The organism is Chitinophaga jiangningensis, from assembly GCF_900142605.1.
Classification (GTDB): domain Bacteria; phylum Bacteroidota; class Bacteroidia; order Chitinophagales; family Chitinophagaceae; genus Chitinophaga; species Chitinophaga jiangningensis.
The window spans coordinates 39,627-52,781 of the sequence record NZ_FRBL01000001.1; the positions used below are offsets into that span (position 1 = coordinate 39,627).

Genomic DNA, 13,155 nt, shown 5'->3' on the forward strand with positions numbered 1-13,155 from the left:
CAACATAAAACACGAGTCAGGTCATGAAAATTGCGTTAATCGGATATGGTAAAATGGGTAAAGCCATTGATGCCATCGCCACCGCCAAAGGACACGAAGTAATTCTCCGTATTGATATTAACAGTAAGCATCTGCTGGAAAAGGAACACCTGGGCCAGGCAGATGTGGCGATCGAGTTTACCACCCCTGAAACAGCCTACGAGAATGTAATGAAGTGCTTTGCCGCTGATGTTCCTGTTGTTTCCGGCACTACCGGCTGGCTGGATAAGCTGCCGGAGGTAAAGGCGATGGCGGAGAAAGAAGGCAAGGGTTTCCTGCAAACCACTAACTTCAGCATCGGTGTAAATATTTTCTTTGAGATAAACAAACGCCTGGCCGAACTGATGGCCAGCCAGCCTCAGTATGACGTACAGATGGAAGAAATCCATCATACCCAGAAGAAAGACAGTCCAAGCGGCACTGCTATTTCCCTGGCCGAGCAGGTACTGGGCGCCGTTACCCGCAAACATGCATGGGTAAACGAAGAAGCCACTGCTGCCGATCAACTCAGCATCATCTCCAAACGTATCGACCCTGCTCCGGGCACGCATACGGTTACCTATACCTCTGCTATCGATGATATCAGCATTACCCATACTGCCCATAGCCGCGAAGGTTTTGCAGCTGGTGCCGTAGTGGCAGCCGAGTATCTGAAAGGTAAAAAAGGGGTATATACCATGAAGGATGTACTCAACCTGTAAGGGAAATGTCTAAAAGACGCGGGAACAACTTATATTTGTTGCATTAAATAATGTTCGCTGCAACTTAAAGTTCATCCGGGAGGGATGCAAATCAGACGATATGTTATCGAAGAAAACACAATACGCATTTCACGCTTTAATTTACCTGGCCGAGAATGTAGATAAAGGACCAATCCTGATCTCCGAGATTGCACAGGAAAAAAGTATCTCCATTAAATTTCTTGAAAACATCCTGCTGGAGCTGAAAAACTCTGGTATCCTGGGTAGTAAGAAAGGTAAAGGTGGCGGATATTACCTGATGAAGCCTCCAAAGGAGATTGCTTTGGCCAAGATCATCCGACTGCTGGATGGTCCTATTGCCCTGCTTCCCTGCGTGAGCCTGAATTATTATGAGCGCTGTGAGAACTGCCGCGACGAAGCCGTTTGTGGTTTGAACGAGGTAATGGGAAGAGTGAGGGACTCCGCGCTGAAGATATTAGAAAATAAAACACTGAAGGACATCCTTACCAAAAGCTAAGAGATTCATTTTCAATTAATTAAAATGCTCCTGTGTTCGCAGGGGCATTTTTTTTCCACTTATACCCATTTAGTCTATCTTTTTTATAGGATTTATGTATTTTTGTATACTGCTGGCACAAGCATATCACTATAAGGAAGTATTACATGACAGACATTACCACCGCGCTGGACAACTTGTCGGTAGCGGAGGGCATCCAATACCTCACCGAACAATATCCGGGAGCGGTAGCCTTCAGCACCTCGTTTGGCCAGGAAGACCAGGTAATCGCAGATATTATCTGGAAGAACCAACTGCCCGTTCGGGTATTTACCCTGGATACAGGGCGACTGTTTCAGGAAACCTATGACCTCATAGATCTGACAATGGCACGTTACAAGCAACCGATTGACGTGTATTTCCCGGAAACTGCTGCTGTAGAGCAGCTGATCAGACAAAAGGGACCAAACAGCTTTTATGAATCAGTGGCCAACCGGAAAGAGTGTTGTGGCATCCGCAAGATAGTGCCGCTAAACAGGGCATTGGAAGGGGTGAAGGTCTGGATTACCGGCCTGCGCGCCGAGCAATCCGAAAACCGTCATGATATGAAAGTAATAGAATGGGATGAGCAAAGACGGTTATATAAATACAATCCGCTGATTCATTGGGGATATGATGAAGTAATCCAGTACCTTTCGGAGCATAATGTACCGTATAACAAGCTGCACGACAAAGGCTTTATCAGCATTGGCTGTGCCCCTTGTACCCGCGCCATCGAACCGGGCGAACAGCCAAGAGCCGGACGCTGGTGGTGGGAAGAATCTCACAAGGAATGCGGCCTCCATGGCTAAGTTCCACTACTAACAAACAATATTGCATTCACTTAATTATAGTCCAATGACGAATCAGATCAATTGGGAATTTCCGCAGGCACTGGAAGATGAAGCCATTTATATTTTACGAGAAACGGCTGCCCAGTTTGAGAAACCTGTACTCCTTTTTTCAGGTGGCAAGGACTCTATCACACTCGTACGCCTGGCCCAAAAGGCCTTTTACCCCGGTAAAATTCCATTTCCATTACTGCATGTAGATACGGGACATAACTTCCCGGAAACGATCCAGTTTCGCGATTGGCTCGTAGACTCCCTCGGCCTCGATATCATTGTTCGCAATGTACAGGATAGCATCGACCAGGGTAAAGTACAGGAAGAAACCGGCAAATACGCCAGCCGCAACGCTTTACAAACCGTTACCCTCCTCGATGCCATCGAAGAAGGTAAGTTTGATGCCTGCATCGGAGGCGCCCGCCGCGATGAAGAAAAAGCCCGTGCCAAGGAAAGAATATTCTCCGTTCGTGATGAGTTTGGACAATGGAACGCTAAAATGCAGCGCCCTGAACTGTTTGATATCCTCAACGGAAAAATTAATATAGGCGAAAACGTTAGAGTTTTCCCCATTTCCAACTGGACGGAGCTGGATGTATGGAATTACATCCGCCGCGAAAAACTGGAAATTCCTTCTATCTATTTCGCACACGAAAGGGAAATCATTGAAAGAGACGGTTTATACTGGCCTTATTCGGAATATCTTAACACCACCGCAGAAGAAGTGCCATACCGCCAGAAAGTACGCTTCCGTACCGTAGGTGATATGACCTGTACTGCTGCCGTTATCTCTGATGCCGACAAGCTCGAAGATATTATTGCCGAAATCATGGAAGCGAAAATATCTGAAAGAGGTGCCCGTATCGATGACAAACGTTCTGAAGCCGCTATGGAAAAGCGCAAACAGGCAGGTTACTTTTAATTTTGCCCAACTGCCCTGATATCTCCCTAAATAAAAACAGCAGGGCCGCAGGCACTGCAAAAAAATATAAACAATGGAAGTATTACGTATAGCCACCTCCGGTAGTGTGGACGATGGTAAAAGCACACTTATAGGCCGTTTACTTTACGATACAAACTCCATCCCCCAGGATAAAATGGAAGCCTTACATGCTGCCAGCAAACGCAAGGGACTGGACTTTACTGACCTCTCCCTGCTCACCGACGGACTGGTAGCGGAACGCGAGCAAGGCATCACCATTGATGTGGCTCACATCTACTTCTCCACTCCTACCCGCAAATACATTATTGCCGATACGCCCGGCCATGTGGAATATACCCGTAACATGGTTACCGGTGCCTCTAACGCACAGGTGTCCCTGATCCTCATCGATGCCCGCAAAGGCATTGTGGAACAGACTTACCGCCACTTCTTCATCGCCAGCCTCCTGCGTATTCCTTACCTGGTGGTTTGCGTCAATAAAATGGACCTGGTAGAATACAGCGAAGCACGATTTAATCAAATCGTGGAAGAGTTCCAGCAACTGCTGCAGAACGCTTCCTTCAAAGCCCAGGATGTAGCCTTTATCCCGGTTTCATCCCTTTACGGCGAAAACGTAGCCACCACCAACGGCGCCATCAACTGGTACCAGGGCCCTACCCTGCTGGATTACCTGGAACAGGTGCAGTTTGATCATGCCGACAGCATACACCCTGCCCGCTTTCCGATCCAGAGCGTGATCCGCCCACGTACCACCGAATACCACGATTTCCGTGGATTTGCCGGTAAAGTGGCCAGTGGTCATTTCAGTGTAGGCGACGAGGTCATCTCCCTGCCTTCCGGCCAGAAAAGCAAAATCAAAACGATTGAGCAGTTCGAAAAACAGCTGGACACTGCACAGGCAAGAGAAAGCGTGGTAATTACCCTGGAAGATGAGATTGATAGTAGTCGCGGTAACATGCTCGTGAAAACCGATCAGCAACCGCAACAACTCAAGGAAATTGCAGCACAAATCTGCTGGATGGACGCACAGCCGCTCACCCCGGGTAAAACCTACCTGCTGCAACATGGCATCAACCGCGTGAAAGCGAAAGTGCAGCAGATCAATTATGTGATTGATGTAACCAACTATCAGCAAACTACTGATAAAACTTCCATGGGACTGAACGATATCGGTAAGATTACCGTAAAAACGGCATCTCCGGTATTAGCAGATCCATACAGTGTAAACCCGGCCAATGGCGCGTTTATCCTGATCGACGAGTTTAATAATACAACGGTGGCGGTTGGATTTATAGAATAGATCCACTGCTTATTGATATTAAAAAAAGACGGACGCCTGGGGCATCCGTCTTTTTTTAATTAGTGGCAACACCTTCGGTTTTTCCGGGGAGTTCGGCGCTGCGCGAGGCCTGCGAATATTTTCGCCGTTATATTCAGCGAGCTGAAGAAGGTTAATAATTAGTAAGTGATAGCTATTCCCAAATTGAAAGAAGCCCCGCGGCCTTTAGCATAGAAACCTGGCTGCATAAACCACTGTGAGCGCGCCGGGAAGTAATCCTCATTAAACAGGTTTTCCACACCGAGCGTAAACATGGTTTTAGGGTTCAGTTTATAGCTGGCTGCAAAATTAAACAAGTTGTAAGCCTTTACTGCGCCTTCGTTTCCGTTATACACACCTTTGGCATTTTTTGCGAACCTGTCGCGGCCCTGCACACCTAAATACTGTATTCTTACTTCCAGGTCTTTCAGCGGGCGATAGGCCACCGTACCGGTGATTTTAGGAGGTGCAATGCGACGCCCATTCAGGTATACATTATAGCTTCCACCAGTTTTTGCAGTATCTGCTTTTCCTTCCAGGTAGCTGTAAGTAGCGCTCAGGTCCAGGTTTTTCAACACGGAGTAGGATACAGCCGCTTCGAAACCATAAATTCTTTCCGGGGTACGACTCACGTTAAACAGGCCCGTGTTGGGGTCGAAAATCATATCTGCACCCAGTTTGCTGGTGCTAACAAAGCTGCTCAGCTCAAAGCGCAGTCCTTTATGTTCTGTTACAAAACCCAGCTCGTAGTTGTTTACCAGCACCGCCTCGGTGTTGATTTTCCTGATATCGTTTACTTTGGAATCACGCAGTGCGAGGCCCACATCGGATACGGAGAAACCTTGTGAGAAGCTAAAGTACGGCATAAACAGCGGTAGCCTGTTGTAGCGGATACCTGCGTTAAATAATTTGGCTGTGTAGTTCAGATCGCCGCCTTTTACAGCTATGGCAGGTGATACTACCGTACCGCCACTGGTCAGTTGCAGGGTGGTATAGTCTTTTACTTTTACGCCTACATTTTCAACGCGCACGCCGGCTTTCAGGATAATGTTATCCCAGAAGGTGAACTGTGTTTCTGCAAAGGGTGCGTAGTTGAGCATATTCATTTCCGGTACCCATACGCGGCCATCTACCAGTGGCTGGGAGGTGATATCGTTGAGGAGGTCCGCACCATAGGAGATATTTCCGGAGAAACTACCGCGGTTGAGAAGCGGTGAGTTCAGCATGAGTCTTAATCCTTTCTTTTTATCGAGCGTGTGGGATTGTCCGTCGCCGCCTTCAAATCTCCCGAAGGAAACATAAAAGATATCATCCCTTGACTCGAAGTAAGCATCTGCCGTAAGGGAGGTAGCACCGATCAGGGAATCCGCCTGGTACACGAGGTGCACGTTATGATTGCCTTTGGAGCCGGTAGGGGTACCGGCAGTTTTACCCAATACGCCGGTGGCAGGTATGCCTTTGGCGATGTCCCCGTTAACCAGTGTATAGTTGCTGTTTTGCTGGCTGCGGAAGAAGTTGTACATCAGCTGCAGTTTCTGGCGGCTGTTGATATGATAGCCTGCTTTGGCGTAGCCGTTCCAGGTTTCGGTTTCACCGAGGCTGTAGTTAGGACCTACCAGTTCACCGTTTGCATCTTTATATTCGCCGGTTTGCTCGTAAACACCGCTGGCCATGTATTCCCATTTGCCGGATTTCCCTTGCAGCATCTGACCGAAGCGGCCGCCTACACTGTTTTTGAGGCCAACGAGTCCGCCGGTCATATTAACTGAAGTTTTGCCGGAGAGTGGTTTATCGCCTGTAGGGTTAGCGGTGATATAGTTGATTAAACCGCCGGTAGCACCGTTGCCGTAGATGGCGGTAGCCCCTTTGAGGACTTCCACCCTTTCGAGTACAGCGGGATCGATGGAGCGGAGGTCTACCTCACCATTACGCAGCGGGGAAGATTGTGGGATACCGTCGATCATAACGAGTACAGAACGTCCGCGGAGGCCCTGACCCACGTTGCTGTTGGTTTGAGCGCCGGGAGCCATTCCAGGTACTTCCCTGGCGAGGATATCTGTAACGTCAGTAGTAACAGCCATGTTGTTATCCAGCGTTTTTTTGGAAAGGATCGTTACCGAAGAAGGTACATGGTCCAGTGTAACGGGGCGTCTGTTGGCGGAAACGACTACTTCGCCGAGGTGTTTTTGTTGTAGGGAATCTTTTTCTGTGGTGGCCTGCTTTTGCGCGAAGGCGCTCGCAGCCAGGAACAGCAGGGGCATTGTAGTCAGCGGTTTGTACATAAAATTTTTATAGCGATTTATCAGATTGCGAATTTGAAAGTTCGCAAAGTTAAGCAGGGAGTGGGTGAGAGTATTTACGCGATCCGGAATTTCTGGAGGTAAAAAATGTTCCCGTTTCGTGCAGGTATTACCGTTAGTGGCTACGCGCAAATAAAAAAAGCCGCCAATCGTAAGATTGACGGCCTTTTAGCCTTTAAGATATTTTTCAGATGCTTAGATATGGTCCAGCATATCTTTGGTCATTTTAGCGAGGTCGTACTCCGGCTTCCAGCCCCAGTCGGTGCGGGCCTGCGTATCGTCCATGCTGTTTGGCCATCCGTCAGCGATTTGCTGGCGGTAGTCTGGTTCGTAGGAGATGGTAAAATCAGGAATATGTTTTTTGATTTCTGCGGCGATTTCCTTTGGAGAGAAGCTCATTGCAGAAAGGTTATAAGCGGACCTGATGGATATTTTAGACGCGTCGGCTTCCATCAGTTCGATGGTGGCGCGGATGGCATCCGGCATATACATCATAGGGAGATAGGTATTTTCGGATAAGAAGCTGGTGTACTTCTTATTTTCTTTGGCTTCGTGGAAAATTTCTACCGCGTAATCGGTGGTACCGCCACCTGGTGCTGATTTGTAGCTGATGAGGCCAGGGTAACGCAGACTTCTTACATCCACGCCATAACGGTGGTTATAGTATTCGCACCAGCGTTCGCCGGCGAATTTGCTGATACCATAGATGGTGGTAGGTTCGATGATGGTGTGCTGCGGCGTTTCCTGCATCGGGGAGTTAGGACCGAAGACAGCGATGGAGCTGGGCCAGTAAACTTTATCGAGGTGTTCTTCCTTGGCGATGTCCAGTACGTTAAGCAGAGATTGCATGTTGATATGCCATGCCAGCAGTGGATTTTTTTCGCCGGTAGCCGATAGGATGGCGGCCAGCAGATAGATCTGGGTGATATTGTGGCGGATGACCAGTACGTGCAGCATTTCTTTGTTCATCACATCGAGGGACACATAAGGACCGGTACCTTTGAGCAGGTCATGCTCTTCACGCAGGTCGGAAGCCAGTACATTTGATTCCCCGTACATTTTTCTCAAGGCCAGGGTCAGCTCCACGCCAATTTGTCCACAGGCACCAATAACCAGGATCTTATCTTTCTTCATAAAAAGTTCAGTATTTTTCTAAACGGACGTAATATTAAAGGCTTCCCCGCTATTTTCGATCAACGCCCTGCACTGGATGACAATGCTTTAACAATACCAATTACCAATTGCGAATGGAATTGTTGCCGGATTACATTATTATGACAATGGCCTTACATGGAGGCTGTTGAGCTACCTAATAACTGAGATATAAAAGTTACCTTTGCAACCTGAATCAACAGAAAAAATTTCAAGATGAAGCATTTAAAAACATTGTTCCAGGGGCAGCAGTATAATCCGGATAACTTTTTCCTGATTGCGGGCCCGTGTGTGATTGAAGAAGAAGAATTGCTGATGACTGTGGCCGAGAAGGTTTCAGGCATTTGTAAGCGACTGGAGATTCCATATATTTTCAAAGCATCGTATCGTAAAGCTAACCGTACCAGTATTCATTCTTTCACCGGCATTGGTGATGTAGAGGGCCTGGAGCTGTTACAAAAGATAGGAAAGACGTTTAATGTTCCTGTAACATCAGATATACATTCTGCTGCGGAAGCAGCTATGGCGGCCGCTTATGTGGACGTGCTGCAGATTCCGGCATTCCTGTCCCGCCAGACAGATATTTTGCTGGCAGCTGCGGAAACCGGTAAAGTGGTAAACGTAAAGAAAGGGCAGTTTTTGAGTGGTGAGGCCATGAAATTTGCGGTAGAGAAGATCAAGGGCGCAGGCAACGATAATATCATGCTTACGGAGCGCGGTACTACTTTTGGCTACCAGGATCTGGTGGTGGATTACCGTAATATTCCAATCATGCGTGAGCTGGGTCAGCCGGTGGTGATGGACTGTACGCATTCCTTGCAACAGCCGAATCAGACCAGTGGTGTTACCGGTGGTAATCCAAAGCTGATTGGTACTATTGCCAAGGCGGCTATTGCAACCGGTGCCGATGGTTTGTTTATTGAAACGCATCCGGACCCTGCCTGTGCAAAGTCTGACGGTGCTAACATGCTGCGTTTAGACTTACTGGAAGAGCTCCTGGAGCAGCTGGTGGCTATCCGGAAAGTGGTAAAATAATACCGTCGATTCCACTTCGAACATCTTGATGATTTGATGCGTTTTATGTATATTCATATAACACTTTAAATCGTTCTCGCTATGATAAACTTACACCATTTAAAATCGGGTGATACTGTTATTACTAGTTACGGAGGAGTGGAAAGGGAAGGTACTATTCTGGAGGTGGACCACGAAGAAAAGAAGGTACTCGTTTCCACAGAAAATGAAAATGAGTTCTGGTATGATCTTGACAACCTGAAATCAATTCCGCTGACGCCGGAAACGCTGCTGAGGCTGCAGTTTCATGTGGAGGATGCGCAGTCCGGTAATGGAAAAGGGACTTTATATGTGAGGGGACCTTTTTCGGTACGCTGGTATCCTGACGGGCATGATCCATTGCTGGTGTTGCATTTCAGGGATGAGTTCCGGCAGTTGAAGCATCCTATTACGCTGAATGAGCTGCAGAATCATTATCATGGAATGACTAATTATCATTTGGAATAGCGATGAAAAATAATTAACAGAAAGCCCCGGATAGTGATGTCCGGGGCTTTTTGTTTTAATTGGATGCGTATTGATAACTGTATCGTGTTGTATCCTGGACAACACCGGAAGCGTTAAGTGTATGAGTTTTAATTTCTGTTATTAACCCGGCAGCGTTCCTGGTAGTTTCATATTTCCATTTACTCCATACAGCACCGAGGGTATCGGTAATCGTCAGATCAGTGGCGAGATAACAGTGATTGGCTGTAGTCACTCCCTGGTTGGGAAAATAAATAAACGCCTGTCCAACATAGGGTTCATCTTCGAAGATGTAATGGCTGACGTAATTGCCAGATATAACCGTGATAGGCCTGTTCAGAGGATCTCTTATAATTTTATCTGTTTTGAGATAGAGATTATTACGCAGCATGTCGTAGGTGACACTTTCAACCAGGCCGTTCTGGCTATTATAGGTATGTTTGGTGAGTGTTTTCAGGTATGGGGCAGCCTCTCCTATCCAGTTAGTAGCGATCAGTGAATCTGTTGTTCCTGTTATCTTGTTTATGTAAGAGGTGGTGGCAAATTGGTAGAATCTGCCGTCTCCCACGGGAATTTTGTAAAGGGAGGAAATAATATCGTTCGTATAAGTGTAAGTAGTAATTCCATAGCCATCATCCAATGTTAGGATACGCCCTTGCGCGTCGTAGGTCATACGGGCATGGTTAAATCTAATGGTATCATTACCTGCAAAAACCTCATAAAAGGTAATACGTTGGTCTTTTGCTGCTGGTGGAATGCCGGGGGAAATGGTTTCATTTTTTGAGGAGCATGCAGCAAGTCCCAAAAGTGCAGCCATTGCGCATACTAATGCATAAAATCTCATCGGTCAAATTCTTTAGGGCGGCGAATTTAACCAAACAAATTGATTTTTAAATAATTACAGGTAACGCACCGGGTTACGGCGTGCGTTCAGGATGTAATTTTTCATATTCATCCAGAAAGCGAGGATCATGTACACGATGAGTGGAGATCCCATTGTCAGGAAAGTGGCATAGATGAAAAAGAGGCGGATGCGGGAAGTTGCAACACCTAATCGGTCTCCAATAGCATTGCAAACTCCGAAGGCCTTCCATTCCACGAAGTCTTTAATACGGTTCATGCTTCAAATTTATCAATTTTCCTTCTGAAAAGCAAGCTGTCATCTGCCATTTTAGCGGGCTAATTATTGATTGATTATCATTAGCTTATCAGTTTCTGCCGTATAGTCGCAGTAATGAACGTTGTTCAAAAATTAAATATAATAATTAACATTAACGTTGTGAGGTTTCATATTCACCTGATTTAATTTAAAAACTTGTTGATTTATGTGTAATTTTGCAACCAATTTTTAACCGCTCTTAAATATTTTTCTATCATGGTGTTTGATATTGACATGATTAAAGGAGTGTATGCGGCATTACCGGGTAAGGTGGAAGCGACCCGTAAAATGTTAGGTCGTCCGCTCACACTGGCCGAGAAGATTTTATACGCACACTTATCCGCACCTACATCTACTCCCTTTGAAAGAGGTAAATCTTATGTAGATTTTGCTCCTGACCGTGTAGCGATGCAGGATGCTACAGCCCAGATGGCTTTGCTCCAGTTTATGACTGCAGGTCGCGACAAAGTTGCGGTTCCTTCTACTGTTCACTGCGATCACCTTATACAGGCTAAAGTGGGTGCCGTTCAGGACCTTGCGATAGCTAACGATACAAATAAAGAGGTTTACGCCTTCTTATCTTCCATTTCTGATAAATACGGTATTGGTTTCTGGAAACCAGGTGCTGGTATCATTCACCAGGTAGTGCTGGAAAACTATGCATTCCCGGGTGGTATGATGATCGGTACTGACTCTCACACGCCTAACGCGGGTGGTTTGGGTATGGTGGCCATTGGTGTTGGTGGTGCTGACGCGGTAGACGTGATGGCTGGCCTGCCATGGGAGCTCAAAATGCCTAAACTGATCGGTGTGAAACTGACCGGTAAAATGAGTGGCTGGACCTCTGCGAAAGACATCATCCTGAAAGTGGCTGGTATCCTGACTGTAAAAGGTGGTACCGGTGCAATCGTGGAGTACTTTGGCGAAGGTGCTGATTCTTTCAGCGCTACCGGTAAAGCTACTATCTGTAACATGGGTGCTGAAATTGGTGCAACCTGCTCTCTGTTTGCTTACGACGAAAAAATGGCTGAGTACCTGAAACTCACCAGCAGAGCGGAAGTTGCTGCAGCTGCTGACGCGGTAAAAGAACACCTGCGTCCGGATGCTGAAGTATACGCTGACCCTGCGAAATTCTACGATCAGGTGATTGAAATCAACCTGGACGAACTGGAACCATATGTAAACGGTCCTTTCACGCCGGATCTGGCATGGCCTATCAGCAAATTTGCCCAGGCGGTGAAAGAAAACAACTGGCCTGAGAAACTGGAAGTTGCCCTGATCGGTTCCTGCACCAACTCTTCTTACGAAGATATCTCCCGTTCTGCATCGCTGGCTCAACAAGCTATCGACAAAGGCCTGGGTATGAAATCTGAATATACGATCACTCCTGGTTCTGAGCTGGTTCGCTACACCATCGAAAGAGACGGTTTGCTGAACACTTTTGCACAGGTAGGTGGTGTTGTACTGGCTAACGCCTGCGGACCTTGTATCGGTCAATGGGCGCGTCACGTAGATGACCCTAACCGTAAGAACTCTATCATCACTTCTTTCAACCGTAACTTTGCGAAAAGAAATGATGGTCTGGCTTCTACCCACGCATTCGTAGCATCTCCTGAAATCGTAACAGCACTGGCTATCGCTGGTGACCTGACCTTCAACCCACTCACTGACACCCTGACTAACAAGAACGGCGAACAGGTGAAACTGGATGAACCTAAAGGTTTTGAGCTGCCGGTGAAAGGTTTCGCAGTGGAAGATGCCGGTTACCAGGCTCCTGCTGAAGATGGTAGCGGTGTTCAGGTAATTGTTTCTCCTACTTCTGATCGTCTGCAACTGCTGCAACCATTCGCTCCATGGGAAGGTACTGATCTGAAAGGCCTGAAACTGCTGATCAAAGCAAAAGGTAAATGTACTACTGACCACATCTCTATGGCTGGTCCATGGTTGAAATACCGCGGTCACCTGGATAACATTTCCAACAACATGCTGATCGGTGCGGTAAACGCATTCAACGATAAAACTGATACTGTTAAGAACGAGCTGACTGGCGAATATGGTGCAGTACCTGCTACCATGCGCGCTTACAAAGCTGCTGGTTTGGGTGCAGTAGTAGTAGGTGATGAAAACTATGGTGAAGGCTCCAGCCGCGAACACGCTGCAATGGAACCACGTCACCTGGGTGTTCGTGCTATCCTGGTGAAATCTTTCGCCCGTATCCACGAAACTAACCTGAAAAAGCAGGGTATGCTGGGTCTGACTTTCGCTAACAAAGAAGACTACGATAAAGTACAGGAAGATGACAACATCGACATCCTGGGTCTGACTACCTTCGCTCCTGGTAAACAGCTGACCGTAGTGCTGCACCACAAAGATGGCAGCACAGACGAGTTCCCTGTAAACCACACTTATAACGAACAACAGATCGAGTGGTTTAAAGCTGGTGGCGCACTGAACGTAATCCGTGCAGAAGCTGCTAAAAAAGCGTAATTAAACCGTTAGGTTAAAAGCATAAAAAAAGGACCGCAAGTGATTGCGGTCCTTTTTTATTGTAATGCAATTTTGCTAAAATTTCACCTATACCACACGGGCATTCCTTGAACGACCTTTGTTTGCGACTATAACAG

12 protein-coding genes are annotated in these 13,155 nt (G+C 47.0%); 8 read left to right on the forward strand and 4 right to left on the reverse strand.

What is annotated here, in order from left to right; translation table 11 throughout:
* Positions 1 to 23 precede the first annotated feature (23 nt).
* The 5 genes from dapB to BUB18_RS00150 all read left to right on the forward strand — a co-directional run bounded on the left by dapB (position 24) and on the right by BUB18_RS00150 (position 4,363).
* Positions 24 to 740 carry a 4-hydroxy-tetrahydrodipicolinate reductase gene (gene dapB / locus BUB18_RS00130; protein WP_073076869.1) on the forward strand — a complete coding sequence of 239 codons (717 nt, stop codon included), beginning with the start codon at positions 24 to 26 and terminating at the stop codon, positions 738 to 740.
* Between the two features lie 100 nt (positions 741 to 840).
* Complete coding sequence (locus BUB18_RS00135) at positions 841 to 1,257, forward strand: RrF2 family transcriptional regulator (protein WP_073076870.1); 417 nt, start codon at positions 841 to 843, stop codon at positions 1,255 to 1,257.
* Positions 1,258 to 1,403: 146 nt separating this feature from the next.
* The gene (locus BUB18_RS00140; protein WP_073076872.1) at positions 1,404 to 2,087 is read left to right on the forward strand and encodes a phosphoadenylyl-sulfate reductase; all 684 of its coding nucleotides are present in this window, start codon (positions 1,404 to 1,406) and stop codon (positions 2,085 to 2,087) included.
* 46 nt (positions 2,088 to 2,133) lie between these two features.
* Complete coding sequence (gene cysD, locus BUB18_RS00145; RefSeq protein ID WP_073076873.1) at positions 2,134 to 3,042, forward strand: sulfate adenylyltransferase subunit CysD; 909 nt, start codon at positions 2,134 to 2,136, stop codon at positions 3,040 to 3,042.
* A 73-nt stretch (positions 3,043 to 3,115) separates the two neighbouring features.
* The gene (locus BUB18_RS00150) at positions 3,116 to 4,363 is read left to right on the forward strand and encodes a sulfate adenylyltransferase subunit 1 (RefSeq protein ID WP_073076875.1); all 1,248 of its coding nucleotides are present in this window, start codon (positions 3,116 to 3,118) and stop codon (positions 4,361 to 4,363) included.
* A gap of 158 nt (positions 4,364 to 4,521) precedes the next feature.
* Here the strand turns inward: BUB18_RS00150 and BUB18_RS00155 are convergent, their stop codons facing one another.
* Together BUB18_RS00155 and BUB18_RS00160 are read right to left on the reverse strand one after the other, a co-directional pair.
* Positions 4,522 to 6,663, reverse strand: coding sequence for a TonB-dependent receptor (locus tag BUB18_RS00155; protein ID WP_073078336.1), 2,142 nt, complete (start codon positions 6,661 to 6,663; stop codon positions 4,522 to 4,524).
* 213 nt (positions 6,664 to 6,876) lie between these two features.
* A complete protein-coding gene (locus tag BUB18_RS00160; protein WP_073076877.1) occupies positions 6,877 to 7,815 on the reverse strand; it encodes an L-threonine 3-dehydrogenase in 939 nt (312 codons plus the stop codon).
* Positions 7,816 to 8,049: 234 nt separating this feature from the next.
* Between BUB18_RS00160 and kdsA the strand changes: the two genes are divergently transcribed.
* Together kdsA and BUB18_RS00170 are read left to right on the forward strand one after the other, a co-directional pair.
* Positions 8,050 to 8,868: a 3-deoxy-8-phosphooctulonate synthase gene (gene kdsA / locus BUB18_RS00165; RefSeq protein ID WP_073076878.1), complete on the forward strand. Its 819-nt coding sequence runs from the start codon at positions 8,050 to 8,052 to the stop codon at positions 8,866 to 8,868.
* An 81-nt stretch (positions 8,869 to 8,949) separates the two neighbouring features.
* Positions 8,950 to 9,354, forward strand: coding sequence for a hypothetical protein (locus BUB18_RS00170; protein ID WP_083549162.1), 405 nt, complete (start codon positions 8,950 to 8,952; stop codon positions 9,352 to 9,354).
* A gap of 55 nt (positions 9,355 to 9,409) precedes the next feature.
* On the opposite strand, the gene BUB18_RS00175 is transcribed toward BUB18_RS00170, so the two are convergent.
* Both BUB18_RS00175 and BUB18_RS00180 read right to left on the reverse strand, forming a co-directional pair.
* A complete protein-coding gene (locus BUB18_RS00175) occupies positions 9,410 to 10,189 on the reverse strand; it encodes a hypothetical protein (RefSeq protein ID WP_143159771.1) in 780 nt (259 codons plus the stop codon).
* An 81-nt stretch (positions 10,190 to 10,270) separates the two neighbouring features.
* Positions 10,271 to 10,492 carry a PspC domain-containing protein gene (locus tag BUB18_RS00180; RefSeq protein ID WP_073076881.1) on the reverse strand — a complete coding sequence of 74 codons (222 nt, stop codon included), beginning with the start codon at positions 10,490 to 10,492 and terminating at the stop codon, positions 10,271 to 10,273.
* A 255-nt stretch (positions 10,493 to 10,747) separates the two neighbouring features.
* Between BUB18_RS00180 and BUB18_RS00185 the strand changes: the two genes are divergently transcribed.
* The gene (locus tag BUB18_RS00185; protein WP_073076882.1) at positions 10,748 to 13,018 is read left to right on the forward strand and encodes an aconitate hydratase; all 2,271 of its coding nucleotides are present in this window, start codon (positions 10,748 to 10,750) and stop codon (positions 13,016 to 13,018) included.
* The last annotated feature ends 137 nt before the right edge of the window (positions 13,019 to 13,155 follow it).

Coding starts and splice junctions, on each gene's coding strand:
- dapB (WP_073076869.1), top strand. CDS start 24: ATGAAAATTGCGTTAATCGGATATGGTAAAATGGGTAAAGCCATTGAT.
- BUB18_RS00135 (WP_073076870.1), top strand. CDS start 841: ATGTTATCGAAGAAAACACAATACGCATTTCACGCTTTAATTTACCTG.
- BUB18_RS00140 (WP_073076872.1), top strand. CDS start 1,404: ATGACAGACATTACCACCGCGCTGGACAACTTGTCGGTAGCGGAGGGC.
- cysD (WP_073076873.1), top strand. CDS start 2,134: ATGACGAATCAGATCAATTGGGAATTTCCGCAGGCACTGGAAGATGAA.
- BUB18_RS00150 (WP_073076875.1), top strand. CDS start 3,116: ATGGAAGTATTACGTATAGCCACCTCCGGTAGTGTGGACGATGGTAAA.
- BUB18_RS00155 (WP_073078336.1), bottom strand. CDS start 6,663: ATGTACAAACCGCTGACTACAATGCCCCTGCTGTTCCTGGCTGCGAGC.
- BUB18_RS00160 (WP_073076877.1), bottom strand. CDS start 7,815: ATGAAGAAAGATAAGATCCTGGTTATTGGTGCCTGTGGACAAATTGGC.
- kdsA (WP_073076878.1), top strand. CDS start 8,050: ATGAAGCATTTAAAAACATTGTTCCAGGGGCAGCAGTATAATCCGGAT.
- BUB18_RS00170 (WP_083549162.1), top strand. CDS start 8,950: ATGATAAACTTACACCATTTAAAATCGGGTGATACTGTTATTACTAGT.
- BUB18_RS00175 (WP_143159771.1), bottom strand. CDS start 10,189: ATGGCTGCACTTTTGGGACTTGCTGCATGCTCCTCAAAAAATGAAACC.
- BUB18_RS00180 (WP_073076881.1), bottom strand. CDS start 10,492: ATGAACCGTATTAAAGACTTCGTGGAATGGAAGGCCTTCGGAGTTTGC.
- BUB18_RS00185 (WP_073076882.1), top strand. CDS start 10,748: ATGGTGTTTGATATTGACATGATTAAAGGAGTGTATGCGGCATTACCG.